Source organism: Flavobacterium sp., assembly GCF_024642105.1.
Classification (GTDB): domain Bacteria; phylum Bacteroidota; class Bacteroidia; order Flavobacteriales; family Flavobacteriaceae; genus Flavobacterium.
The window spans coordinates 67,178-91,537 of sequence record NZ_JAHEBT010000001.1; the positions used below are offsets into that span (position 1 = coordinate 67,178).

The following is a 24,360-nucleotide window of genomic DNA, read 5'->3' on the forward strand; positions in this document are numbered from 1 at the left end:
TATTTCAAAAACTAAAATAGCCAATTTTATTTTCTATGGACATTCAAAATACGATTCAAAACTTACGAGAGGAATTAAATCAACACAACTACAATTACTATGTGTTAGATCAACCTACTATTTCGGATTATGAGTTTGATTTGAAATTGGCCCAATTACAAGAATTAGAAAGGCAACACCCTGAATTTTTTGATGAAAGCTCTCCCACACAACGCGTTGGTGGAGCCATTACCAAGAATTTTGAAACAGTAGCTCACGAACATAGAATGTATTCCTTAGATAATTCATATTCTAAAGAAGACTTGTTGGAATGGGAAAAACGAATTCAAAAAGTATTGGGTGATGTTCCTTTGGAATACACTTGTGAGTTGAAATACGATGGAGCGTCAATTAGTATTACATACGTGAATGGAAAACTACAACGTGCAGTCACTCGTGGGGATGGTTTTCAGGGAGATGATGTAACGAATAATATTAAAACCATCAAATCGATTCCGTTACAATTAAAAGGAAATTATCCTCCAAAATTTGATGTGCGAGGCGAAATTATCTTGCCTTTTGCAGGTTTTGAAAAAATGAATCAGGAGTTAATTGAAATTGGAGAAACTCCGTATTCTAACCCTAGAAATACGGCTTCCGGAAGTTTGAAGTTGCAAGATAGTACCGAAGTGGCTAAAAGGCCTTTAGATTGTTTACTCTATTTTTTAATTGGAAATCTATTGCCTTTTAATTCACAATTTGAAAGTTTAGAATCAGCAAGGTCATGGGGATTTAAAGCACCCAAAGAAGCAAAATTGGCCAAAAGTTTGGATGAAGTGTTTCAATTTATAGACTATTGGGATACGCATCGTCATGACTTGCCCTATGAAACGGATGGAGTAGTAGTGAAGGTAAATTCATTTCAACACCAAGAAGAATTAGGTTTTACTGCCAAATCGCCTCGTTGGGCAATAGCATATAAATTTAAATCAGAGCAAGTGGCTACTCGATTGAATTCTATTTCGTACCAAGTTGGACGCACGGGTGCTATTACGCCTGTAGCTAATTTAGAACCTGTACAATTGGCTGGAACTATTGTAAAACGGGCTTCGTTGCACAATGCCGATCAAATTGAAAAATTAGACATCCGTGTTGGAGATACTGTTTTTGTTGAAAAAGGCGGAGAAATAATACCAAAAATTATTGCTGTTGATTTGGCGCAACGCCCTTTATTTACGGAACCAACGCATTATATTACGCATTGTCCAGAATGTCAAACCGAACTAGTACGTAACGAAGGAGAAGCCAATCATTATTGTCCTAATTTTTATGGTTGTCCACCACAGATTATTGGCCGAATCCAACATTATATTTCTAGAAAAGCGATGGATATTGAAGGGCTTGGTGGAGAAACGGTGGCTTTATTATTTAATAATGGTTTGGTTCATGATTATGCTGATTTGTACGAATTAACAGTGGAGCAAATCTTGCCTTTGGAACGAATGGCTCAGAAATCAGCGGAGAATTTAGTCAATGGTGTAGCGCTTTCTAAAAATATTCCTTTCGAGCGAGTGTTGTTTGCTTTAGGAATTCGTTATGTGGGAGAAACTGTAGCTAAGAAATTAGCCAAACATTATAAAAATATTGATGCTTTACGTCAAGCTAGTTTGATGGATTTGATTTTAGTTGATGAGATAGGAGAGCGTATTGCACAAAGTGTGATTGATTTTTTTGACAATCAAGAGAATCAAATTATTATTGAAAGATTGAAAAACTACGGTATTCAATTTGAAATCGTAGAAAAAATAAATCCCAATGCTACCGATAAATTACAAGGTAAAACCTTTGTGGTTTCTGGTGTTTTTTCGCTGTATTCAAGAGACGAGTTGAAACAAGCTATTGAAGATAATGGCGGAAAAGTAGGAAGTTCTATTTCGGCCAAAACCGATTATGTAGTAGCGGGTGACAATATGGGACCAGCAAAACTAGATAAAGCCAATAAACTGAACATTCCGATTATCTCAGAAGAAGATTTCAAAGTGATGATTGCTTAATTATTCTGTTTCATCTTTTTTATCCACATGGATAAGGAGGCAATTACCGTGATGAAAAAAACAAGGGCTACTAATTGCCAATAGGTTTTGAAGAAATCGACAAAATAAATACCTATTAAAATATAAGCAGAAGCGATGCACAATTTCAACGGAATGAATTCGGCATTAGTCCAAGTTGTTTTTAAGTTGAAGAAATTTTTCATAAATCAGTATTTGAATTATACAATGATAGATTTGCCTTTCGCAATATTTTTTTTGTTGCTGTCAAAGTAAAAATCAATGCGTCCTAAGTTAATACCGTAGCAACCTACTTGGTTGACTAACACCTCTTTTCCGGCTTTGTTATTGACTACAGTTGGTTTATCCAAGAAGGTGTGGGTGTGACCACCAATGATTAAATCAATATCTTCAGTTACTGCGGCCAATTTTAAATCACTAATCTTATCAGCATCTTCTTTAGTGTATTTGTAACCAAGGTGAGACAGACAAATCACTAAATCGCATTTTTGTTCCTTTTTCAAAATACGAACCATATCTTGACTAACTTCTACGGGGTCGTTATACACCGTTTCTTTGTACAATTTCTTGTCTACAAGTCCGTCAAACTCAATTCCTAATCCAAAAACTCCAATTTTAATTCCATCTTTGATGAAAATTTTATACGGTTTTACCAACCCGTCCATAACGGTATTTTTGAAATCGTAATTGGCTGAAATGAATTCAAAAGTAGCATGAGGCATTTGTGCGTGTAAACCATCGACACCATTATCAAAGTCGTGATTTCCAATAGCAGAAGCATCGTATTTCATCATACTCATTAATTTGAATTCCAATTCGCCTCCGTAGTAGTTAAAATAAGGAGTTCCTTGAAAAATATCACCTGCATCAAGAAGCAATACATTGGGAGTTTCTTGGCGAATACTCTCTATTAATGCCGCTCTTCGGCTTACCCCTCCCATATTGGCATTTCGAGGATCATCTGCAGGAAATGGGTCGATATGACTATGTACATCGTTTGTATGTAAAATGGTAATTTTCTTAATATCGGCCGATTTGAAACTGCTCAATGACAATCCCAATCCTACAAATGCAGAACCAGCTGCTGTTTTTTCTATAAAATCTCTTCTTTTCATCTTTCTGTTTTTGGAATTTATTCTTCAGTAATTCGGATGTCATTGATTACCGGAATGGTATCGACTTCTTTGAAGTAGTCAATCAGAATATTTCGTAATTTATAATCTAAATCATATTTCTGGATTCCTTTTTTGAAAAAATTCATATTGTCTCCTCCGTTAGCCAAGTAATCATTGGTAGCCACATTATAGATAGCATTCAAATCAAGAGGTTTTCCTTGAATTAGAATATTTTTAGGACTGTTGTTTTTTTGAATAGTAAAAGTGATTCCGGCAATTGGATGCGCTTTTTTAGTAGCAATGAAATAATCTACTAATTCTTGTACCTGTTCGCCTTTTAAAGCAATTACCACCAAGCTGTTTTCAAACGGCATGATTTCAAATGCAGTACGTGCGGTTACATTTCCTTTAGGAAGTATAGAACGAATTCCTCCACTATTCAGCAAACAGATATTGACTGATTTTTTTTCTCTTAATTGGAATACTTTATCGCCTGCTTTGAATGTTACATCAGCAAGTAAATTCCCTAAAGGCGATTGCCATTTACTGCCACTTTTATCTAAAGTTTCAGGGCTGTAGGCTAAAACAGCACTTAAATCAGCATCGATATGCTCGCGATACGGATTGATGTATTTTTCTATTTCTGGGGTTTGTTGTATTGTTTCTGTAATAGGAATGCGTTTTCCTTCAATTATAGTTAATTGATAACTAGGCTTTCCGCATGAAATAACTACTGAATATGTTATAATTATAACAAAAAGTTTGAAAAATTGATTATACTTTTTTAGTTTTACCATCTCTAATGCAACTTTATTAATTAGTTTTGTAATTAGGTAAATGTACTATGTTTTTAAATTATTTAAAGAATTTTTTTTTAAAATATACGTTAAAAAACAAATGGCAAGAGGTGAGTAGCTTAGCTGGTACAAATGCTATACGTACAGTTGGTTTAGTGATAGACGAAACGAAATTTTTGGATAAAGAAAGCTTGATTCAAGAATTAATTTCGAATGGGTTTGCTGCAAATAACATTAGTATACTTGTTTACAGAGATACGATAAATAAAAAAGAAACCTATTCTCGACACACCTTTAATTCAGCTGTTTTGAATTGGGATGGTGCAATTACTGATAGAGTGGTAAACGAATTTATCGAAACAGAATTTGACTTATTGGTGAGTTATTATGAAATAGAAAAAGCAATTTTGCTACTCATTACTTATAATTCAAAAGCAAAATTTAAAGTTGGGTTTTCTTCAATTGATAAAAGATTACATCATTTGACGATTACTACACGAATTGAAAATTATACGATTTTCGTTCACGAATTATTTAAATATTTAAAAATATTAAACAAAATAGAATCTTAATATGCAATCATTAATAGGAACAGGTGTTGCTTTGGTAACTCCTTTTAAAGCTGATTTTTCAATTGATACAGAAGCATTAACTCGAATTGTGAATTTTTCCATTGACGGTGGTGTTGAATATCTTGTGGTATTAGGAACAACGGCTGAAAATGCAACATTGTCAGCATCAGAAAAAGAAGTAGTTATTGCAACTGTTGTTGAAGCTAATAAAGGAAGATTGCCTTTAGTGTTAGGAGTAGGGGGTAATAATACCATGGAAGTGGTTGCAGAACTAAAAACTAGAGATTTGGCTGCTTTTGCCGCTATTCTTTCCGTTTCTCCTTATTATAATAAACCAACACAAGAAGGGATTTATCAGCATTTTAAAGCGGTTGCAGAGGCGTCTCCGCTGCCGGTAATTTTATACAACGTTCCGGGTAGAACTTCAAGCAATATGTTGCCAGCAACAGTAGTTCGTTTGGCTAACGACTTTAAAAATGTTGTTGCTATTAAAGAAGCTTCGGGAGATTTGGTGCAAGGGTTCCAATTATTGAAAACAAAACCTAAGGATTTCTTAGTGATTTCAGGCGATGATATGACTGCTTTGTCTTTAATTTTAGCAGGGGGGGCAGGTGTGATTTCAGTTATTGGACAAGGTTTTCCTGCTGCTTTTTCAGAAATGATTCGCTTAGGATTGAACCGTAAGGTAGATCAGGCTTTTCAAACCCAATACGCATTGTCAGATTGTATTGATATGATTTTTGAACAAGGTAATCCTGCAGGAATTAAACAAGTATTTCAATCGTTAGGAATTGCAGAGAATACAGTGCGTTTGCCATTGGTAAAAGTAGATGATTCTTTAGCTAATAGAATTAACTTGTTTGTTCAAAAAAGCAATAAATAAGGGCAATTTATTTCACATTTTTTTAACTCAAAAAATATTTTGTAGTCGCTAAATTAATACCTAAATTTGCGACCTTAACTTCGGTATGCTTATATCAGGTTGATGTCAATCTGAAGTAATCATAATAAAAGTAAAAAAATGAAAAAAATAGTATCTCTCTTACTTGTCATTGTTCTTTTTAGTTCGTGTAACGAATATCAGAAAGCATTGAAATCCGAAGATGTAGCCATTAAATTTGATGTTGCTACTAAGATGTACGAAGTAAAGAGCTATAATAAAGCGTTACGTTTATTTGAACAAATTGCACCATCATACAGAGGAAAACCTCAAGCGGAGAAATTGTTTTATATGTTTTCTCAATCGTATTTTAAAACAAAACAATATTATTTAGCAGGGTATCAATTTGAAAGTTTTGTTTCAAGTTATCCCAAAAGTGAAAAAGCACAGGAAGCAGCTTTTTTAGGTGCTAAAAGTTATTCTATGTTGTCTCCTGTATTTAGTTTAGATCAAACAGATACTACTAAAGCAATAGAAAAATTACAAACATTTATTGATACCTATCCTAATTCAGAATATTTGCCAGAAGCAAATATAATTATGAAAAATCTGAATGAAAAAATTGAAAAGAAAGTATTTGAAAATGCAAAAGGATATAATACTATTTCAGATTATAAATCGGCTTTAGTAGCTCTTGATAATTTTATTGCAGATTATCCAGGAACTCCTTTTAAAGAAGAAGCGTTGTATTATAAATTGGATTCAGCGTATCAATTAGGGATAAATAGTATTCCTGCAAAAATGGAAGAGCGTTTGAATGTAGCAAAGGTAGCGCATGCTAATTTGATTAAATTCAAAGCAGACACGAAATACAAACAAAAAGCGGACGAAATGTTGGTTCGCATTGAAAAAGATTTACAAAAATTTACTAAATAAATAAAGTCATGGATTTAAAAAAGACGAATGCTCCAGTAAATACAATAACGTACAACAAAACAGTTATTGAAGAACCTACTGGTAACGTGTATGAAGCAATAACCATTATGGCTAAAAGAGCAAACCAAATCAATTCTGAAATTAAAAAAGAATTGACTGAAAAATTAGAAGAGTTTGCTACTTACAACGACAGTTTGGAAGAAGTTTTTGAAAACAAAGAACAAATTGAAGTGTCAAAATTCTACGAAAAATTGCCTAAGCCACACGCTTTAGCAGTTCAAGAATGGTTAGACGGAAAAATCTACCACAGAGACTCCAACAAATAATACATTTACCATGTCAGTTTTAAGCGGTAAGAAAATTTTACTAGGAGTCTCTGGTGGAATTGCTGCCTATAAAACAGCTTCATTGGTAAGACTATTTATAAAAGCAGGTGCACATGTCCAAGTGATAATGACACCTGCTTCTAAGGATTTTGTCACCCCACTTACTCTTGCGACATTATCTAAAAATCCGGTTTATTCTACTTTTTACGATACAAATGATTCCGTTACTTCTGAAGCGCAACACGCGACAGCAGAAGGAGTGTGGAATAACCATGTGGAATTAGCACTTTGGGCGGATCTAATGTTGATAGCTCCAGCTACCGCCAATACGTTGTCAAAAATGGCATCGGGAACTTGTGACAATTTACTTTTAGCTACCTATTTATCGGCAAAATGTCCTGTGTATTTTGCGCCAGCCATGGATTTGGATATGTACAAGCATCCAAGTACAATAGCTAATTTTAAAGCGTTACATGAATTTGGCAATACCATAATTCCTGCAGGAAGTGGCGAATTAGCGAGTGGTTTATCTGGAGAGGGACGTATGGCTGAACCTGAAAATATCGTTGCTTTGATCGAAGCGGATATAACCAATAAATTACCACTTAGAGGGAAAAAGATATTGGTTACTGCGGGACCAACGTATGAAGCGATTGATCCTGTACGTTTTATAGGCAATCATTCTTCGGGAAAAATGGGCTACGATATTGCTTTGTGCGCAGCACAATTAGGGGCTTCGGTAGTTTTAGTTTCGGGGCCTTCCCATTGCAAAGTAAATCACTCCGGCATACAATTGGTTGCTGTTGTTGCTGCTCAAGAAATGTATGAGGCTTGTCATACTTATTATTCGCAAGTAGATGTAGCTATTGCAGCTGCAGCCGTTGCTGATTATAAGCCTAAAACAGTGGCTTCTCAAAAAATCAAAAAATCAGATGCTGAATTTTCTATTGAATTAGAGAAAACCAAAGACATATTAGCGTCTTTAGGAGCGGCTAAGAAAAATCAATTTTTGATTGGTTTTGCTTTGGAAACTGAAAATGAAATTGAGAATGCAAAGTTGAAAATTCAGAAAAAAAACTTAGATTTGATTGTTTTAAATTCGCTTCAAGATGAAGGGGCTGGTTTTCAAAAAGATACCAATAAAGTCACTTTTATTGATAAAAATTTCAATATTGAACCAATGGAATTGAAATCTAAAGAAGCAGTGGCAGCTGATATTATAAACAAGGTAATAAACCATTTCAATGCGTAATCTAATTGTTGTATTCTTTTTTTTGATTGGCATAACTGTACATTCACAGCAGTTAAATTGTACGGTCACAGTCAATTCACAACAAATCACCAACGTTAACCAACAAATTTTCAAAACATTACAATCCTCTTTAACTGATTTTGTCAACAAAACGGATTGGACAGGTCAAGTGATGAAACAGAACGAAAAAATCAATTGTTCTATTTATATCAACCTAACCGCAGGTTCATCGGATCAATTCTCAGGAACAATTCAAGTACAATCATCGCGTCCAATTTTTGATTCTACCTATTCTAGTCCAATCTTCAATTTTAATGACAAGGATTTCAATTTTCGCTATGTCGAATTTGAAAATTTAATATATAACCCTAATACATTTGACTCTAATTTGGTAGCAGTAATTGCTTATTATTGTCATATAATACTAGGATTGGATGCCGATTCTTTTGTTGAACAATCTGGAACCTCTTTTTTAGAGGCCGCACAAAATATCGCTACTTTGGCACAACAAAGTGGAGGTAAAGGGTGGACGCAATCTGAGGGAACTCAAAACAGGTACTTTTTAATTACGGATTTATTGTCACCAACGTTCAGTGAAATACGTTCGACTTCATACCAATACCATACTGCTTTAGACGGCATGAGCAAAGATTTGAAAGTAGCCAAAGAAAAAATAAAATTAGCTTTGTTAGGATTGAATAAAGTACATTCAATACGTCCAAATGCTTTTTTAACTAGAGTGTTTTTTGATGCCAAATCAGACGAAATTGTTTCTATATTCTCAGGAGGACCTAATTTGTCTATCACTGATTTAGTGGATAGTTTAAATAGAGTGTCGCCGATGAATTCCAGTAAATGGAGTGCTATTAAATACTAAAATTAACCCAAGGTAAATTACCAAAATGATTACATCGCTGTCGATAAAAAACTATGCATTGATTGAGAAATTGGCTATCGGTTTTTCAAAAGGATTCTCTATTATTACAGGAGAAACGGGTGCTGGTAAGTCGATAATTTTGGGAGCTATGGGATTGGTTTTAGGAAAACGAGCCGATTTAACTTCGCTTAAAAATAAAGAAGAAAAGTGCGTCATTGAGGCGTATTTTGATATTTCAAAATACAATTTACAAGCCTTTTTTGAAGCCAATGATTTGGATTACGAAGACGAAACTATTATTCGAAGAGAGATTCTTCCTTCCGGGAAATCAAGAGCTTTTATTAATGATAGTCCAGTAAATTTACAAGAATTACAGGATTTGAGTTTGTTTTTGATTGATATTCATTCGCAACAGCAAACCCAAGAATTATCAGACGAAGGGGTGCAATTCAAAATTATTGATGCGATTGCCGACAATCAACACGAAATAGAAAGCTATCAAACCCTTTTGAAAAGCTACAAAGAAGATAAATCGCATCTAAACGCACTCTTAAAAAAGCAAGCAGAATCCATTAAGGAACAAGAATACAATACCTTTTTACTGAACGAATTGGTCGCTGCTCAACTGAAATCAGGTGAACAAGAACAGCTCGAAGCTGATTTTGAGAAACTGAATAATGTGGAAACTATTAAAGAAGCGGTGGATAAGTCTTTGGCTTTGGCCAACGAAGAGCAAATAGGAGCGCTGTCTACTTTGAAAGAAATTAAAATTGCCTTGCAAAAAATTGCTTCTTTTGCTCCAGAATATGCTTTGTTGTTAGAACGTATTACAAGTTTGGCTATTGAATTAGATGATATTTCAGATGAATTGACTAATTGTTCAGAAAAATTAATCAATGATCCAGAACAATTGGATTTGATTAGTCAAAAACTGCAATTGATTTTCAATTTGCAAAAGAAACACCAAGTTACTACTGTTGATGAATTATTGGCTATTCAAACGAGCTTAGAAAATACTTTATTTGAACTAGGTAATTTAGAAAGTGATATTGCCACTTTAACTCAATCGATTCAAGACAAAACGAGTCAATTGGATGGGTTAGCTTCGGTGATTCATCAAAAAAGAACGAAAGCTGTTCCGGTTTTATCAGACAAATTAATTACCATTTTAGCTACATTAGGAATGCCTAACGTGCGTTTTAATATTGAAATTAAAGCGGCTGATAACTATTACCAAAATGGAAAAGATGAAATTCAGTTTTTGTTTTCGGCGAATAAAGGAACCGATTTTGGCTTACTGAAAAAAGTAGCGTCAGGAGGAGAGATGTCTCGAATTATGTTGGCTGTCAAAGCGATTTTGGCGCAGTATTCCAAATTACCTACTTTGATTTTTGACGAAATTGATACGGGGGTTTCAGGAGAAATTGCTATCCGAATGGGAGAGATTATGAAAGCGATGAGCCAGACCATGCAAATTTTTGCCATTACGCATTTGCCACAAATTGCCGCTAAAGGAAATGCGCATTTCAAAGTGTTCAAATCTACCGTTGGCGAGGATACACAATCCGAATTACAATTATTGAATGAAGAAGAAAGAGTCTTAGAAATTGCTCAAATGTTATCAGGAGCAGTCGTTTCTGATTCGGCTCTAAATCACGCCAAATCCTTGCTGAACTAAAGATTTGGTTTATATTTGCACACTATTAAACAACACAAACAGTAAATAATTAGAATTTAAGATATGATTATAGAACCTAGAATGAGAGGATTTATTTGCTTGACAGCTCACCCAGCTGGATGCGAGCAAAATGTAAAAAATCAAATTGCTTATGTACAATCAAAAGGTACTATTGATGGACCAAAACGTGTATTGGTTATTGGAGCTTCCACAGGATTTGGATTAGCGTCAAGAATTACAAGTGCCTTTGGTTCTAATGCTGCTACATTGGGTGTGTTCTTCGAAAAAGCACCATCAGAAGGCAAAACAGCTTCACCAGGTTGGTACAACTCTGCTGCTTTTGAAAAAGAAGCGACTAAAGCAGGTTTGTATGCCAAAAGTATCAATGGAGATGCTTTTTCTAATGAAGTAAAACAACAAGCGATTGACTTAATCAAAGCGGATATGGGTCAGATTGATTTAGTAATATACAGTTTGGCTTCGCCAGTGCGTATGCATCCTACAACAGGAGTATTGCATCGTTCTACTTTGAAACCAATTGGCGGTACGTTTACCAATAAAACGGTTGATTTCCATACTGGAAATGTAACACAAGTTTCTATTGAACCTGCGAACCAAGAAGATATCGATAATACTGTAGTGGTTATGGGTGGTGAAGATTGGTCAATGTGGATGAATGCTTTGAAAGAGGCTAATGTATTAGCAGATGGTGCTACAACAGTTGCGTATTCATACATTGGGCCAGAAGTTACTGAAGCGGTATACAGAAAAGGAACTATTGGTCGTGCCAAAGATCATTTGGAAGCGACTGCTTTTGAAATTTCGAAAGATTTAGCTTCTTTGAATGGTAAAGCGTATGTGTCTGTAAATAAAGCATTGGTTACACAAGCGAGTTCTGCTATTCCAGTAATTCCATTGTACATTTCATTGTTATACAAAATCATGAAAGCGGAAGGAATTCACGAAGGGTGTATCGAACAAATCCAACGTTTGTACCAACAACGTTTGTACACAGGTCAAGCCGTGCCAACAGATGATAAAGGAAGAATTCGTATTGACGACTGGGAAATGCGCGAGGACGTACAAGCTAAAGTAGCGGCTTTGTGGAAAGAATCTACAACAGAGTCATTACCAGAAATTGGTGATTTAGCAGGATACAAACAAGATTTCTTAAACCTATTTGGTTTTGGTTTCGAAGGAGTAGATTATTTGGCTGAAGCGGATGAAATGGTACAAGTACCGAGTATTTCGTAATACCTCATTCAATTGAAATATAAATGCACCCAATTGGGAGCATTTTTTTTATTGTTGCCTTCGAAGGTTTCAAAACCTTCGAGTAGCTAGAATTTATTTTAGAACATGGTGTGCTAAAACCTTTTGCACATCATACACATTTACCGATTTATTAAACTGCTTTTTAATACTTGGTTGTGCTTCACTTGAAATCCATATTTTTAGCTCAGCATCTAAGTCAAACGTGCCCGCAGTTTCAATACTGAATCTAGAAATACTTTTATAAGTAATAGATTTGTATTCAGTTTTACTACCTGTTAAACCTTGAATATCGACTAAAATAAGTCTTTTGTTCGTAAAGATAAAGGTATCCCTTAGAAGTTTAAAACCCAATTCAATTTCTTCGCCATCGGTTAGGAGTTGTCCATATTTTTTAATTAATTCTTCTTGGCTTACTGCACCGGCATTTCCAAGAATAGCAGAAAATAGTCCCATAATGTTTTTTTTATTTTCCTAATCGTATGGCTTTTCGGTTACGCCCCGTTTTTTATAGTGGTTTCTGAACTCCACATTTATAGTTAATGGTTAGTTTTATTTTTAGTTGTTATATGAAAGTATTTTATCTATCTTAATTGGTAAAATTATCATTTTTGCAAAACGACTTTTTTCTATTGGATTGATTTTATAATGTGTTAGTATTTTTTTGTATTTACTTTGTTAATTGAAAATCAAATATAGTAGATTAATTTTATTAATATGATTTAGAGTACATTTTTTGTCATTTAAACTAAATAGAAGATAGACTTTTAATAATCTCATTTAATGACTCGTAACTATTTTTTGCTACCAATTGGCTATAAAGACTATATTTGTGGCACAATCCAAAAACGAATCATTATTTTAACTTAAAATATGCATTTTTCTCTTATTATACCGGTATACAACCGTCCTGACGAAGTAGATGAGTTGTTAGAAAGTTTAGCTAAAACGACCTATCAAAATGATTTTGAAATTGTCATTGTAGAAGATGGCTCCACAATTCCGTGCGGAGAAGTGATTCAGAAGTACATGGCGCAATTGAACATTGCTTATTTTTATAAAGAAAATTCAGGTCCTGGCGATTCTCGTAATTACGGTATGGCTAAGGCAAATGGCGATTATTTTATCATTTTTGATTCGGATTGTATCATTCCTGCTCAGTATTTGGACGAAGTGGATAAAGCTCTGAAATACGATTATGTAGATTGTTTTGGTGGTCCTGACAAAGCGTTGGATAGTTTTTCAGACATTCAAAAAGCCATCAACTTTGCGATGACCTCATTTTTGACTACAGGAGGTATTCGTGGTGGATCGGAGAAAATAGGGAAGTTCCAACCGAGAAGTTTCAATATGGGATTGTCTCGCAAAGCTTTCGAAGCCTCCAAAGGGTTTGGTAATATTCACCCGGGCGAAGACCCAGATTTGTCTATTCGTTTGTGGAATTTAGGTTTTGAAACCCGACTTTTTTCTAAAGCGTTTGTGTATCATAAACGTAGAATTGATTGGGATAAATTTTCTGTTCAAGTAAGTAAATTTGGTAAAGCCCGACCTATTTTGAACAGTTGGTATCCAGAACATAACAAGTTGACTTTTTTCTTTCCAACGGCTTTTATTTTAGGATTCTTTCTTTCGGTAGCCTTGTTGCTACTAACGTTTGATTATTTTTTACAACTCTATATGTTGTATTTCTTTATTTTGTTTGTAACTTCAAGTATTCAAAATAGGAGTGTGCGCATAGGGTATTTGTCGTTAATTGCGGTTTGGAAACAATTTTACGGTTACGGTTTAGGATTTTTAGAATCGTATATCAAAGTGATTGTTTTAAAACGCCAACCTCAAGTCGCTTTTCCGTATTTGTTTTTTAAAAAATAGCAAATGTCTAAAATAATTGGCCTAACCGGAGGAATTGGTAGTGGTAAAACTACCCTTGCGACGTATATAGAATCGCTAGGAATACCTGTGTTTATTGCCGATGACGAAGCTAAAAAACTGGTGCAATCTGCTGAAGTTTTGGGAGAAATTAAAGCTATTTTTGGTGAAACTATTTTTGAAAACGGGCAACTGAATCGGCAACAACTTGCTGCTATTGTTTTTTCTAATCCCGAAAAATTGAGCCAACTCAATGGCATCATTCATCCTGCAGTTAAAAAGCAATTTAAAATTTGGCTTGACCAAAATCAGTCGGATCCTTTTGTTGTTTATGAAGCTGCCATTTTATTTGAAAGCGGCAGTTACCAAAACTGCGATTATATTATAACCATTACTGCTCCTTTTGAAGACAGAATTGCACGGGTAATGCAACGCGATAACAGTTCGAGAGAACAGGTTTTGAATCGGATTAATGCGCAATGGACCGATGAACAACGGACTGCTAAAAGTAACTTTATCATTGAAAATAGTGACCCTCAAAATGCAAAATCACAACTTGACGAAATTCTTAAAATTTTAAAGATTCAGCAAAATGAAGCCTAGATGTTAATATTTGGTTAATGTATTATTTATTATATTGTTAAAATACTAAATTTGTTTTGATGAGTAAGCTGTTTTTTAGATTGTTGGTTTTGTTGATGAGTTTGTCTCTAATTGGGATTATTCTCGTTCAGGTGTATTGGTTCAATACCTCTTTTCAAAACAATGACGAACAATTCAAATTTCATGTTAAACAAGTATTGGGTAATGTAGCCGAAAAATTACAAAAACAAGAGGCGTATAGTTTTTATGACAAGTACAACCATTTGAAAGATAGTACAGGTAAAATTCCTAAAAAAGATGATTTATTAGAGTTTACTTATGTTCAAAAAAACTTAAAAACGAACAAGACTATTGTGTATTCGAATAGTATCATCGCCGAAGATTTTCATATTAATTCATCGCTCTTTGACAAAAAAACGGACAATACAAAATTATTTAAGAATTTCAGCTCCAAGCGTGTCACCGAAGTCTACAATAATAAGCCATTAGATAATTCGCTATTAGGGCAAAGTCTAATTCCAGATGAACGCACGGAGAAGTCAGGAAATTTAGATGTATTAGACAATGCGCAATTTGAAATTTTCTATAAAGATATTGCGATGGCTATGCCTCTCGAAGAAAGGGTATCGGCAGACAATATCCGAAAGTTGATTAAAAAAGAACTAGAAGAATATGGTGTTAATACCAAATTTGAGTTTGGGATTTATAGTAATGATTTGGCTACCAAAGTAAAATCGGCAGATTTTAAATACAATAAGAGTAACAGCTATTCGATTCCGATTTTGACAGATAATGAAGGGCATGAGCAGTATAAATTAATGGTCGCTTTTCCGCATAAAAAGCGATTCTTATTATCTGAATTGGTGAGTATTACAATACTCTCGATCATTTTTACGTTGATTATTATTATAGCTTATACGAGTGCTTTGAGTCAGTTGATTCGTCAACGTCAAATTTCCGAAATCAAAACAGATTTCATTAATAATATGACTCATGAATTCAAGACACCTATTGCTACCATAAATTTAGCTTTGGATGCCATTCGAAATCCAAAAATAATTGACGATAAGGAAAAAGTATTGCGCTACCTTCAAATGATTAGAGACGAGAATAAGCGAATGCATGCTCAGGTGGAGAATGTATTGCGAATTTCTAAATTGGAGAAAAAAGAGTTAGAAATTGATAAAGAATCCAATCATATTGAAGATGTAATTAACGATGCTATTGAACATGTTAATTTGATTTTAGAAGATAGAGGAGGAAGTATTACCACCCATTTTGATGCTACCAGAACAACGGTACTGATTAATGATAATCATTTTACCAATGTGATTGTAAACATCTTAGAAAATGCGATTAAATATTCGCCAGAAGCACCAGAGATTGATATTTACACAGAAAACATCAAAGATATGGTGTTGATAAAAGTACAAGATAAAGGTTTGGGAATGAGTAAGGTGGCTCAAAAACGAATTTTTGAGAAGTTTTACCGAGAACATACTGGAGATATTCATAACGTGAAAGGACATGGTTTAGGCTTGGCTTACGTTAAGAGAATTGTAGAAGACCATAACGGTCAAGTATATGTAGAAAGTGAAAAAGGGAAAGGAAGTACCTTCATTATAAAATTACCACTAATTAATTAGACTATGGAAAATACCAATAAAAAAATACTTTTAGTAGAGGACGATCTTAATTTTGGAGCGGTACTAAAAGATTACTTGATGCTAAATGACTTTGATGTTACTTTAGCTAAAAATGGAATGGAAGGTTTCGAAAAATTCAAAAAAGACAATTATGATTTGTGTATTTTGGATGTGATGATGCCTTACAAAGATGGTTATACTTTAGCCAAAGAAATCAGAGAGAAAAATGCCGAAGTGCCAATTATCTTTTTGACGGCTAAATCAATGAAAGAAGACGTGTTAAAAGGATATAAAGCGGGTGCTGATGATTATTTGAACAAACCTTTTGATTCTGAAGTATTGTTGATGAAAATCAAAGCCATCATTCAGAGAAAATCATCAGATGTCAAAGCAGAACAAGTGCAGTTTGAGTTTAATGTGGGTAAATTTCATTTGAATTCTAAATTGCGTTTCTTGACTTATCAAAATGACGAACCGATTAAATTGTCTCCAAAAGAGAACGAATTATTAAAAATGTTGATTCTTCACGAGAATGATTTGATGCCAAGAGAATTGGCTTTGACTAAAATTTGGAGAGATGATAACTACTTTACTTCTCGAAGTATGGACGTGTATATTGCCAAATTAAGAAAGTATTTGAAATCAGATGAAAATGTTGAGATTTTAAACATCCACGGAGAAGGTTTCCGATTGGTTGTGAAAAAATAAGATTTGTTTTTAGAAATAAAAAAAGCTCCAATTTCTTGGAGCTTTTTTTATGGAAATATTAGGAGTTAATAAGAACGTTTCATTTTGTCTTTTATCGCATCCAAACATAAGTTATTGATACTTCCCTCGTGAGTATGTTTAGTTGCTTTAGGCGATTGGAATGTGCCATTTTCCAGTTGTTCAGCAACCGCTTTGTAGGCATCTCTAAACGGAACCCCAGCGACTACCATTTCGTTTAAGGAATCAACTGTAAAAAGATAGTCGTATTTTTTATCGTCTAAAATATGTTCTTTCACCGTAATATCTTTGATAGCAAAAATAGCAATGTCCAAACAGGCTTTTAAATTTTGAATTGCCGGAAACAATCCTTCTTTCAATAATTGTAAATCTCTATGATAACCGCTTGGTAAATTGTTTGTAATCAAAGTGATTTCGTAAGGTAACGCTTGAATTTTGTTGCATTTTCCACGAATCAATTCAAATACATCAGGGTTTTTCTTGTGCGGCATAATGCTTGAACCTGTTGTAAGATGAGATGGCAAGCTGATGAAATCAAAATTCTGGCTCATGTACAAACACACATCCATAGAAAATTTCGCCAAAGTTGCAGCCACGCTACTCATAGCAAAAGCCACTGTTTTTTCCGCCTTTCCGCGACTCATTTGAGCAGCTACGGCATTGAATTTTAAAGTTTCAAATTGTAGTTCTTGAGTGGTAAACGTTCTATTAATTGGGAAGGAACTTCCGTAACCCGCAGCTGAGCCCAATGGATTTTGATCTACTACTGTTAATGCCGCATTCAGCATTGTAATATCATCAATCAAACTTTCAGCATAAGCCGAAAACCACATACCAAAAGAAGAAGGCATGGCGATTTGTAAATGTGTATAACCAGGTAATAATACATTTTGGTGCTTATCAGCCGATTCCATCAATAAATCAAAAAGTACTTTTACTTGTTCTTTTAATTCTTTGACAACGTCTTTTAAGTACAAATGTACATCTACTAAAACTTGGTCGTTACGAGAACGCGCTGTGTGAATTTTTTTTCCAGCATCGCCTAATTTGATAGTCAATAGGTATTCGATTTTGGAATGAACGTCTTCAAAACTATCTTCGATTTCAAAATTACCTGCCTCGACATCTTTAATGATTTCCTCCAAAGCGACAACCAATGAAGAGGTTTCTACTTCAGTCAATAAACCAATTTGACCTAACATTTTCGCATGAGCAATAGAACCCAATGCGTCGTATTTAGCCAAAACTAAGTCTAATTCTCTGTCGTTTCCAACAGTGAAATGTTCGATTTGCTTATCAGTGGCAATTCCTTTTTCCCAGAGTTTCATGTGTGTAATTTTATTGCTTGAAAAAATCAGTTAGTATTTTGATGTATAACTGAATTCCTTCTTCTATTTCGTTAATAAATATAAATTCGTCAGCCGAGTGGGAGCGAAGCGTTTCTCCAGGTCCTAATTTCAAGGATTGGCAACTCAATACCGACTGATCTGAAAGTGTTGGCGAACCATAAGTAGTTCTTCCTAAAGCAATTCCAGCTTGAACTAAACCGTGTTCTAACGGAATAGATGAAGCGTTTAGATGCATCGAACGAGGATTTACTTCTGCGTTGACATGATTTTTTACAGTAGCCAAAATTTCGGCATTGCTATAACAATCATTCACGCGGATATCCACAACCAAATGACATTCAGCAGGAACCACATTGTGTTGTTTTCCAGCACTTACTTGTGTTACGGTCATTTTCACAGGACCTAAAACGTCAGATATTTTTTCAAATTGATAGGTTTTGAACCAATCAATCACAGGCATTGCATTGTAAATAGGATTGTCTTCATTTTGATGTGCCGCATGACTAGCAGTTCCTTTGACAATAATGTCTAACACTAACAGACCTTTTTCGGCTATAGCCAATTGCATTAAAGTAGGCTCGCCCACAATCGCACAATTCAATTCAGGTAAGTGTTTCAACACACTATTCAGACCATTTTTTCCGCTGCTTTCTTCCTCTGCGGAAGCAACGATAACCATATTGTACGGTAAATTTTCTTGTCCGTAAAAATGAACAAAAGTGGCTAAAAGCGAAACCAAACAACCTCCTGCATCATTACTTCCTAATCCGAATAATTTACCGTCTTTAACAATGGCTTCAAAAGGATCATTGGTATAGCCTTGGTTCGGTTTCACGGTATCGTGATGCGAATTCAATAAAAGTGTTGGTTTACTTTCGTCAAAATATTGATTGAAAGCCCAAATATTGTTATTCTCTCTTTGAAAAGGAATTCCGTTTTGGGTAAACCAATTCTCAATTAATAGTGCTGTTTTATCTTCTTCACTTGAAAAGGAAGGGGTTTCAATTAGCGCTTTTAATAAGGCAATAGCTTCTTGTGTAAGTATTTCTATAGTCTTCATAAAGTAATTGTCGTATAAGTCGCCGTTTTGTTTTGTAACATCCGGTGATGTCCAATTCTGATTTGTTTTACTCCTTTAGATAGGCTGTTGAAACAATTGTCTAATTTAGGAATCATTCCGGAATGAATCGCTTGCTCTGCTTTTAATTTGGCATACAAATTCGGATTGATTTGTTCAATCACCGAAGTGTCATCTTCTGCATCAAACAAAACGCCTGGTTTTTCAAAGCAATAGGTAAGGGTTACATCAAATTGACCAGATAGGGCAATCGCTAATTCGCTAGCAATCGTATCGGCATTAGTATTTAATAATTGGCCTTTTCCATCGTGAGTGATGGCGCAAAAAACAGGGGTTATTCCTGTTTCAAGTAGGCTGGCTAACAAGCTTGTATTGACTTTTTTTACATCACCTACAAAACCATAATCGATGGTAGGATGGTTTCGCTTATCAGACAGAATTAAATTGCCATCCGCACCCGAAAATCCCATGGCATTGGCACCGTTGGCTTGTAATTGGGCTACCACTTCTTTGTTGATTTGGCCTGCATAAACACCCACCACTACTTCAAGCATAGGAGCATCGGTAATTCTACGTCCTTCAATCATTTGAGGAACTAATCCCATGCTTTGGGCTAATTTAGTAGCTGATTTTCCACCGCCATGAACCAGAATGGTATTGCCTTCCAAAGCAGCAAAATCAGCTAAAAAAGAAGCTAATTCCGTAGGATTATCAATGATATTCCCGCCGATTTTTATAATGGATACTGATTGCTTATTTTCCATCTTCCAATATTTTTTGCAAAACCAATTGCGCTGCGTACGTTCGGTTATTGGCTTGTTCAATCACAATTGAATTCTCACTATCAATCACTTCGTCTGCCACGATTACATTACGTCTTACAGGCAAACAGTGCATGAATTTGGCATTATTAGTCAATTTCATTTTCTCAGCGGTAACGGTCCAGTTTGGGTCTGAGTTAGTTACTTTTCCATATTCTTTGTAATTACTCCAGTTTTTGGTGTAAATGAAATCGGCATTTTCAAAGGCTTTGTTTTGGTCGTATTCAATTTTTGAATTTTTTGTAATCTCAGGATTCAATTCATAACCTTCAGGATGCGTAATCACAAAATCAGCGTCTTGCAATTGCATCATTTGTACAAATGAATTGGCTACGGCTTGTGGTAGTGCTTTTGGGTGTGGCGCCCAAGATAAAACTACTTTTGGACGGTGAGCTGTTTTGTGTTCTTCCATGGTGATGGCATCTGCCAAAGACTGTAAGGGATGTCCCGTAGCACTTTCCATGTTTACAATAGGCACCGTAGCATATTTTAAAAATCCTGAAAGTACGGTTTCGGCATTGTCTTTTTCCTTGTCAATCAATCCCGCAAAAGCTCTAATAGCAATAATATCGCAATATTGTGACACGACTTGAGCTGCTTCTTTGATGTGTTCAGAAGCACCTTGATTCATTACCGCTCCATCTTCAAATTCGAGTGTCCAACCTTCATTGGTAAAGTTCATCACCATCACATTCATTCCTAAATTCAACGCCGCCTTTTGTGTACTCAAACGCGTTCTTAAACTAGGATTGAAAAATAACATTCCTAAGGTTTTATTTTCGCCTAAGGCTTTGTTTTGCAATGGATTTTTTTTGATTGCAATCGCTTCTTTTACCCATTCTTGAAGCGAATCTATTTCTTGTATGTTGATGTAATTCATTACTTTAAGTGTATTAGTTTATTTGGTTATCTGTTTATTTGGATCACCAAATAAGTTGACAACTCGTTTATTTTTTATATAATCTTCGTAAAAGAAATCTCGTTTTGTAAGGCTTTTAAAATAAAGTTATCTTCTAGTCCGTTGACAATCCAAGTTTCGATATTGGCGGCTTTGGCTATGGCTGCCGAATCAATTTTGGATTGCATTCCACCCGTTCCGTGGGAAGATTTAGCATCTCCAATTTCTTTTTCTAAAGTTTGTAAATCCGTTACTAAACGAATCGTTTCAGGATGTGTATCATGAATAGATGCTTTAGTGTAAATTCCGTTGGTATTGGTGGCAATAATCAAAATATCGACATCCAATAAAACAGCCGTCAAAGCGGCTAATTTATCGTTATCTCCAAATTTAATCTCATCCGTTGAAACAGTATCATTCTCGTTGATAATAGGAATGTAGCTGTTTTTGACCAAAACATCAATCGTGTTGACAATATTGACTTTGGTTTCGGTTTTTTCAAAATCAGAATACGAAAGTAAACATTGCGAAGTATGCAAACCTAAATCACTGAAATTCTCATGGAAAATCCGCATTAGGTGCGGTTGACCGATAGAAGCCAAGGCTTGTTTGACAAAAATTTCGTTATCTGGCGCTTCCAATTTAACAAACTGTTTTGCTGCAGCAATCGCACCAGAGCTTACAATTACAAATTCGTAATCGTCTTTCAGCGCCGCAATTTGCATTCCAATGTCCTCAATCTTTCCTCTCGAAATATGATTGGTTTCTTTGGTGAGCGTGTTACTTCCTATTTTTAATAAAATTCTTTTTTTAGGCATTTTATTTTTTTTAACCACTAAGTCAACAAAGTGTTTTTATTATTGAATCACTAAGTTTACGATATTATATATTGATAATTTTAATTTTTTAAAGTATTGATTTAACTTATTCAAAATATTATATTTTGTTAAATCTTTTTAAAATTTCTGAAATCAAAATAATTATAATTGTTCCAGATATTAAATATATTCTCCATTTATACATCTTTGAAACAGAATCTATTTCTTCTAATTTATTATTTTCTTTGATTTCACGTTTTCTTGTCCACCAAATTAATAGTATGTTAAAGAATATTATGATAATTAAAACGTAAATGTTTTCGTCTTGTATTAGTTTCATATTAAGCTTTATTATTTCACAATCAAAAATCGTTAATCAAAAATCGTTATTCTGAAATCAAACATTATCTACCGTATTTGTCCATCTCCGTAAATATACCATTTGTTAGTTACCAAATGCTGCAAGCCAATAGGCCCGCGTTGGTGTAATTTATCTGTGCTAATGGCTAATTCGCCTCCTAATCCAAATTGTCCTCCATCAGTGAATCGAGTAGAGGCGTTGTGATATACTGCTGCCGAATCGACATTATCCATGAATTCTTGAGCTGTAGCTTCATTTTCTGTAATAATCGACGCCGAATGTCCTCCGCAATAGTGATTAATTTTATCAATGGCTTCTTGGTCAGAATTCACCGTACCAATCACAATTTTGTAATCTAAAAACTCTTCGTACCAAATTAAATCGGATTCAATAGAAGGAATGCCTGTTGCAGCTGCTACTTTTTGGTCCCCCAAAACAGTTACGTTGTATTGTTGTAGGTTGGCTACTATTTGTTGAGCAAAAGATTCCCAATTACTTAAATTGGTGTCGATTAAAACTTTATCTAAAGCATTACAAACTGAAATATTAGATGTCTTACCGTTGATGATAATATCCGTTGCTTTTTGTAAATCCGCTTCTTGATTCACGTACACAAAATTGTTACCACGTCCACTTACAATCACAGGGCAAGTAGCGTGTTGCTTCACAAAAGCAATTAATTGTTCGCCACCACGAGGCACAATCAAGTCCACTCGTTGTGTTGGCTTTTCTAAAAAAGCTTGGGTTTCTGTTCGGTTGTAATTCAAATATTCTACCCAGTTTTCTGAAACTTCATTCTCTTTCAAGGCTTGGTGCCAAAGCGCTACAATTTTTAAATTGGAAAGCAAGGATTCTTTTCCGCCTTTCAATAGAATTTTATTCCCTGACTTAAAAGCAATACCACCTGCTTCAACAGTAACATCTGGACGTGACTCGTAAATAATCATTACCGTACCAAAAGCGGCAGTTTTGTTGGTGATTTTCATTCCTTTTTCATGAACAAAATGAAAACGTTCTACTCCAATAGGATCTTCTTGGCTTGCCAATTGTTGCATCGACAAAATCATTCCGTCAATTTTAGCGTCGTCTACCAAAAGGCGTTTCTCCATAGCTAAATCGGCTCCAGAATAATTATCCAAGTCTTGCTTGTTGATAGCTTTAAGGTTGGCTCTTTCTTCTTCAAGAAGTGTCGCCATTCGGCTTAAAACTGCATTTCTTTTTGTTATTGAAAGTAGTGTGCTCATGAAATTAAGATTGAATTTCCTTCAAAGTTTCTCTTAAAGCAACGATAAAAGTATCTATACCTTTCTTATTGATTGTCAGAGGTGGAAGTATTCTTAATAGATTTTTGTTATTGGCATTTCCAGTGAAAATATGCTTGTCAATAATCATTTTTTTACGGAGGTCATTGATTTCAAAATCAAATTCAACACCAAGCATCAATCCTTTTCCTTTTACTTTTTTTACTTCAGGAATTTGTTGAATGGCTTCTAAGAAATAAGCATATACTTCATTCACATTGTCCATTAACTTTTCCTCTTTAATGACATCCAAAACGGCAATTCCTGCCGCACAAGCCAAATGACTTCCGCCAAAAGTAGTACCTAATAAACCGTAACTTGCTTTGAATTTTGGCGATATTAAAATACCCCCAATTGGGAATCCGTTACCCATTCCTTTTGCCAAACAAATAATGTCGGCTTTGATGTTGTGGTGTTGGTGTGCAAAGAATTTTCCTGTTCTTCCGTAACCCGACTGTACTTCGTCTAAAATGAGAACTACGTCATATTGTGCGCACACTTTTTCTAGGTCTTGGAAGAATTCGGTAGTTCCTTCGTCCAATCCGCCCACACCTTGAATTCCTTCAATAATTACACAGCAAACATCGCCTTTTTTTAATTCTGCTTCGACCAATTCGATTTGGTTCAAAGGCAAAAAGGTAACCACTTGTTGCGCATTCAATGGTGCTACAATTTTTTTATTATCGGTTACAGCTACTGCTGCCGAAGTTCTTCCGTGAAAGGAATTGTTAAAAGCAATAACTCGTGATTTATTATTGTGGAAAGAAGCTAATTTTAGTGCGTTCTCATTGGCCTCAGCCCCAGAACTACAAAGAAATAAGCTGTAATCATCATAACCGGATAATTTCCCTAACTTTTCAGCTAATTCTACTTGCAATGGATTTTGTATCGCATTAGAATAAAACCCAATTGCATCCAATTGTTGTTTTAATTTTGATACATAGTGTGGGTGGGTATGGCCAATTGAAATTACACCGTGACCACTGTATAAATCTAAGTATTCTACACCCTTATCGTCTGTAATAGTGCAATCTACTGCTTTTACAGGGGTGATATTGTATAAAGGATAAACGTCAAATAAGTTCATAATAAGCCTCCCCTAACCCCTCCAAAGGAGGGGGACTGAGCAACGGG

At 34.9% G+C, this 24,360-nt stretch carries 25 protein-coding genes; 13 read left to right on the top strand and 12 right to left on the bottom strand.

The features are described from left to right. Positions 1-35: 35 nt before the first annotated feature. Positions 36-2,033, top strand: a complete 1,998-nt coding sequence (gene ligA, locus Q0L65_RS00340) for an NAD-dependent DNA ligase LigA (RefSeq protein WP_296682240.1) — start codon at positions 36-38, stop codon at positions 2,031-2,033. On the opposite strand, the gene Q0L65_RS00345 is transcribed toward ligA, so the two are convergent. From Q0L65_RS00345 to Q0L65_RS00355, 3 genes are read right to left on the bottom strand one after another with little or no spacing between them, the layout of a single operon-like run. Beyond that, positions 2,030-2,236, bottom strand: coding sequence for a hypothetical protein (locus tag Q0L65_RS00345; protein ID WP_296682241.1), 207 nt, complete (start codon positions 2,234-2,236; stop codon positions 2,030-2,032). The two genes, ligA and Q0L65_RS00345, sit on opposite strands and share 4 nt — an antisense overlap. A 15-nt stretch (positions 2,237-2,251) precedes the next feature. After that, entirely contained in the window at positions 2,252-3,166 is a 915-nt protein-coding gene (locus tag Q0L65_RS00350) for a metallophosphatase (RefSeq protein WP_296682243.1), read from the bottom strand. A gap of 17 nt (positions 3,167-3,183) precedes the next feature. Continuing rightward, positions 3,184-3,963 (bottom strand): 5'-nucleotidase, encoded by a 780-nt coding sequence (locus tag Q0L65_RS00355; protein WP_296682244.1) that lies wholly within the window; start codon positions 3,961-3,963, stop codon positions 3,184-3,186. Positions 3,964-4,010: 47 nt separating this feature from the next. Between Q0L65_RS00355 and Q0L65_RS00360 the strand changes: the two genes are divergently transcribed. From Q0L65_RS00360 to fabV, 8 genes are all read left to right on the top strand, one after another. Then, the gene (locus tag Q0L65_RS00360) at positions 4,011-4,535 is read left to right on the top strand and encodes a hypothetical protein (protein ID WP_296682246.1); all 525 of its coding nucleotides are present in this window, start codon (positions 4,011-4,013) and stop codon (positions 4,533-4,535) included. Between the two features lies 1 nt (position 4,536). Then, positions 4,537-5,418, top strand: a complete 882-nt coding sequence (gene dapA / locus Q0L65_RS00365; protein WP_296682249.1) for a 4-hydroxy-tetrahydrodipicolinate synthase — start codon at positions 4,537-4,539, stop codon at positions 5,416-5,418. Between the two features lie 138 nt (positions 5,419-5,556). Beyond that, complete coding sequence (gene bamD / locus Q0L65_RS00370) at positions 5,557-6,351, top strand: outer membrane protein assembly factor BamD (RefSeq protein WP_296682251.1); 795 nt, start codon at positions 5,557-5,559, stop codon at positions 6,349-6,351. A gap of 8 nt (positions 6,352-6,359) precedes the next feature. Further along, positions 6,360-6,677, top strand: a complete 318-nt coding sequence (locus tag Q0L65_RS00375) for a DNA-directed RNA polymerase subunit omega (RefSeq protein ID WP_026709525.1) — start codon at positions 6,360-6,362, stop codon at positions 6,675-6,677. Positions 6,678-6,687: 10 nt separating this feature from the next. Beyond that, positions 6,688-7,929 carry a bifunctional phosphopantothenoylcysteine decarboxylase/phosphopantothenate--cysteine ligase CoaBC gene (gene coaBC / locus Q0L65_RS00380; protein WP_296682257.1) on the top strand — a complete coding sequence of 414 codons (1,242 nt, stop codon included), beginning with the start codon at positions 6,688-6,690 and terminating at the stop codon, positions 7,927-7,929. Continuing rightward, a complete protein-coding gene (locus Q0L65_RS00385; protein ID WP_296682258.1) occupies positions 7,922-8,806 on the top strand; it encodes a DUF4835 family protein in 885 nt (294 codons plus the stop codon). Before coaBC ends, Q0L65_RS00385 begins: the two co-directional genes overlap by 8 nt. Before the next feature lie 25 nt (positions 8,807-8,831). Beyond that, positions 8,832-10,484, top strand: a complete 1,653-nt coding sequence (gene recN / locus Q0L65_RS00390) for a DNA repair protein RecN (protein ID WP_296682260.1) — start codon at positions 8,832-8,834, stop codon at positions 10,482-10,484. A gap of 63 nt (positions 10,485-10,547) precedes the next feature. After that, positions 10,548-11,738 carry an enoyl-ACP reductase FabV gene (gene fabV, locus Q0L65_RS00395; RefSeq protein WP_296682262.1) on the top strand — a complete coding sequence of 397 codons (1,191 nt, stop codon included), beginning with the start codon at positions 10,548-10,550 and terminating at the stop codon, positions 11,736-11,738. 93 nt (positions 11,739-11,831) lie between these two features. Here the strand turns inward: fabV and Q0L65_RS00400 are convergent, their stop codons facing one another. Then, entirely contained in the window at positions 11,832-12,212 is a 381-nt protein-coding gene (locus Q0L65_RS00400; RefSeq protein WP_296682264.1) for a PH domain-containing protein, read from the bottom strand. A 417-nt stretch (positions 12,213-12,629) separates the two neighbouring features. Between Q0L65_RS00400 and Q0L65_RS00405 the strand changes: the two genes are divergently transcribed. Genes Q0L65_RS00405 through Q0L65_RS00420 form a run of 4 tightly spaced genes read left to right on the top strand, consistent with a single transcriptional unit; the run spans position 12,630 to position 16,582 of the window. Continuing rightward, positions 12,630-13,628, top strand: coding sequence for a glycosyltransferase (locus tag Q0L65_RS00405; protein WP_296682265.1), 999 nt, complete (start codon positions 12,630-12,632; stop codon positions 13,626-13,628). Positions 13,629-13,631: 3 nt separating this feature from the next. Next, positions 13,632-14,228 carry a dephospho-CoA kinase gene (gene coaE, locus Q0L65_RS00410; RefSeq protein WP_296682266.1) on the top strand — a complete coding sequence of 199 codons (597 nt, stop codon included), beginning with the start codon at positions 13,632-13,634 and terminating at the stop codon, positions 14,226-14,228. A 59-nt stretch (positions 14,229-14,287) separates the two neighbouring features. Then, a complete protein-coding gene (locus Q0L65_RS00415; protein WP_296682268.1) occupies positions 14,288-15,874 on the top strand; it encodes a HAMP domain-containing sensor histidine kinase in 1,587 nt (528 codons plus the stop codon). A gap of 3 nt (positions 15,875-15,877) precedes the next feature. After that, entirely contained in the window at positions 15,878-16,582 is a 705-nt protein-coding gene (locus tag Q0L65_RS00420; protein ID WP_296682269.1) for a response regulator transcription factor, read from the top strand. A 65-nt stretch (positions 16,583-16,647) separates the two neighbouring features. On the opposite strand, the gene argH is transcribed toward Q0L65_RS00420, so the two are convergent. From argH to Q0L65_RS00460, 8 genes are all read right to left on the bottom strand, one after another. Further along, positions 16,648-17,928, bottom strand: a complete 1,281-nt coding sequence (gene argH / locus Q0L65_RS00425) for an argininosuccinate lyase (RefSeq protein ID WP_296682271.1) — start codon at positions 17,926-17,928, stop codon at positions 16,648-16,650. A gap of 10 nt (positions 17,929-17,938) precedes the next feature. Further along, positions 17,939-19,009, bottom strand: coding sequence for a M20 family metallo-hydrolase (locus Q0L65_RS00430; RefSeq protein ID WP_296682272.1), 1,071 nt, complete (start codon positions 19,007-19,009; stop codon positions 17,939-17,941). Further along, complete coding sequence (argB, locus tag Q0L65_RS00435; protein WP_296682273.1) at positions 19,006-19,791, bottom strand: acetylglutamate kinase; 786 nt, start codon at positions 19,789-19,791, stop codon at positions 19,006-19,008. The genes Q0L65_RS00430 and argB overlap by 4 nt, the downstream gene beginning before the upstream one ends. Continuing rightward, positions 19,781-20,728: an N-acetylornithine carbamoyltransferase gene (locus Q0L65_RS00440; protein ID WP_296682274.1), complete on the bottom strand. Its 948-nt coding sequence runs from the start codon at positions 20,726-20,728 to the stop codon at positions 19,781-19,783. The genes argB and Q0L65_RS00440 overlap by 11 nt, the downstream gene beginning before the upstream one ends. A gap of 74 nt (positions 20,729-20,802) precedes the next feature. Then, positions 20,803-21,564, bottom strand: coding sequence for a glutamate 5-kinase (gene proB, locus Q0L65_RS00445; RefSeq protein ID WP_296682275.1), 762 nt, complete (start codon positions 21,562-21,564; stop codon positions 20,803-20,805). 118 nt (positions 21,565-21,682) lie between these two features. Then, positions 21,683-21,904 (bottom strand): hypothetical protein, encoded by a 222-nt coding sequence (locus Q0L65_RS00450; protein WP_296682276.1) that lies wholly within the window; start codon positions 21,902-21,904, stop codon positions 21,683-21,685. Between the two features lie 68 nt (positions 21,905-21,972). Continuing rightward, on the bottom strand, positions 21,973-23,169 hold the full coding sequence (locus Q0L65_RS00455; RefSeq protein WP_296682277.1) for a glutamate-5-semialdehyde dehydrogenase: 1,197 nt from the start codon (positions 23,167-23,169) through the stop codon (positions 21,973-21,975). A gap of 4 nt (positions 23,170-23,173) precedes the next feature. Then, positions 23,174-24,313, bottom strand: coding sequence for an aminotransferase class III-fold pyridoxal phosphate-dependent enzyme (locus Q0L65_RS00460; protein ID WP_296682278.1), 1,140 nt, complete (start codon positions 24,311-24,313; stop codon positions 23,174-23,176). Between the last annotated feature and the right edge of the window lie 47 nt (positions 24,314-24,360).

Excerpts from the sequence above, each read along its gene's own strand:
- ligA (WP_296682240.1), top strand. The coding sequence starts at position 36 with ATGGACATTCAAAATACGATTCAAAACTTACGAGAGGAATTAAATCAA.
- Q0L65_RS00345 (WP_296682241.1), bottom strand. The coding sequence starts at position 2,236 with ATGAAAAATTTCTTCAACTTAAAAACAACTTGGACTAATGCCGAATTC.
- Q0L65_RS00350 (WP_296682243.1), bottom strand. The coding sequence starts at position 3,166 with ATGAAAAGAAGAGATTTTATAGAAAAAACAGCAGCTGGTTCTGCATTT.
- Q0L65_RS00355 (WP_296682244.1), bottom strand. The coding sequence starts at position 3,963 with ATGGTAAAACTAAAAAAGTATAATCAATTTTTCAAACTTTTTGTTATA.
- Q0L65_RS00360 (WP_296682246.1), top strand. The coding sequence starts at position 4,011 with ATGTTTTTAAATTATTTAAAGAATTTTTTTTTAAAATATACGTTAAAA.
- dapA (WP_296682249.1), top strand. The coding sequence starts at position 4,537 with ATGCAATCATTAATAGGAACAGGTGTTGCTTTGGTAACTCCTTTTAAA.
- bamD (WP_296682251.1), top strand. The coding sequence starts at position 5,557 with ATGAAAAAAATAGTATCTCTCTTACTTGTCATTGTTCTTTTTAGTTCG.
- Q0L65_RS00375 (WP_026709525.1), top strand. The coding sequence starts at position 6,360 with ATGGATTTAAAAAAGACGAATGCTCCAGTAAATACAATAACGTACAAC.
- coaBC (WP_296682257.1), top strand. The coding sequence starts at position 6,688 with ATGTCAGTTTTAAGCGGTAAGAAAATTTTACTAGGAGTCTCTGGTGGA.
- Q0L65_RS00385 (WP_296682258.1), top strand. The coding sequence starts at position 7,922 with ATGCGTAATCTAATTGTTGTATTCTTTTTTTTGATTGGCATAACTGTA.
- recN (WP_296682260.1), top strand. The coding sequence starts at position 8,832 with ATGATTACATCGCTGTCGATAAAAAACTATGCATTGATTGAGAAATTG.
- fabV (WP_296682262.1), top strand. The coding sequence starts at position 10,548 with ATGATTATAGAACCTAGAATGAGAGGATTTATTTGCTTGACAGCTCAC.
- Q0L65_RS00400 (WP_296682264.1), bottom strand. The coding sequence starts at position 12,212 with ATGGGACTATTTTCTGCTATTCTTGGAAATGCCGGTGCAGTAAGCCAA.
- Q0L65_RS00405 (WP_296682265.1), top strand. The coding sequence starts at position 12,630 with ATGCATTTTTCTCTTATTATACCGGTATACAACCGTCCTGACGAAGTA.
- coaE (WP_296682266.1), top strand. The coding sequence starts at position 13,632 with ATGTCTAAAATAATTGGCCTAACCGGAGGAATTGGTAGTGGTAAAACT.
- Q0L65_RS00415 (WP_296682268.1), top strand. The coding sequence starts at position 14,288 with ATGAGTAAGCTGTTTTTTAGATTGTTGGTTTTGTTGATGAGTTTGTCT.
- Q0L65_RS00420 (WP_296682269.1), top strand. The coding sequence starts at position 15,878 with ATGGAAAATACCAATAAAAAAATACTTTTAGTAGAGGACGATCTTAAT.
- argH (WP_296682271.1), bottom strand. The coding sequence starts at position 17,928 with ATGAAACTCTGGGAAAAAGGAATTGCCACTGATAAGCAAATCGAACAT.
- Q0L65_RS00430 (WP_296682272.1), bottom strand. The coding sequence starts at position 19,009 with ATGAAGACTATAGAAATACTTACACAAGAAGCTATTGCCTTATTAAAA.
- argB (WP_296682273.1), bottom strand. The coding sequence starts at position 19,791 with ATGGAAAATAAGCAATCAGTATCCATTATAAAAATCGGCGGGAATATC.
- Q0L65_RS00440 (WP_296682274.1), bottom strand. The coding sequence starts at position 20,728 with ATGAATTACATCAACATACAAGAAATAGATTCGCTTCAAGAATGGGTA.
- proB (WP_296682275.1), bottom strand. The coding sequence starts at position 21,564 with ATGCCTAAAAAAAGAATTTTATTAAAAATAGGAAGTAACACGCTCACC.
- Q0L65_RS00450 (WP_296682276.1), bottom strand. The coding sequence starts at position 21,904 with ATGAAACTAATACAAGACGAAAACATTTACGTTTTAATTATCATAATA.
- Q0L65_RS00455 (WP_296682277.1), bottom strand. The coding sequence starts at position 23,169 with ATGAGCACACTACTTTCAATAACAAAAAGAAATGCAGTTTTAAGCCGA.
- Q0L65_RS00460 (WP_296682278.1), bottom strand. The coding sequence starts at position 24,313 with ATGAACTTATTTGACGTTTATCCTTTATACAATATCACCCCTGTAAAA.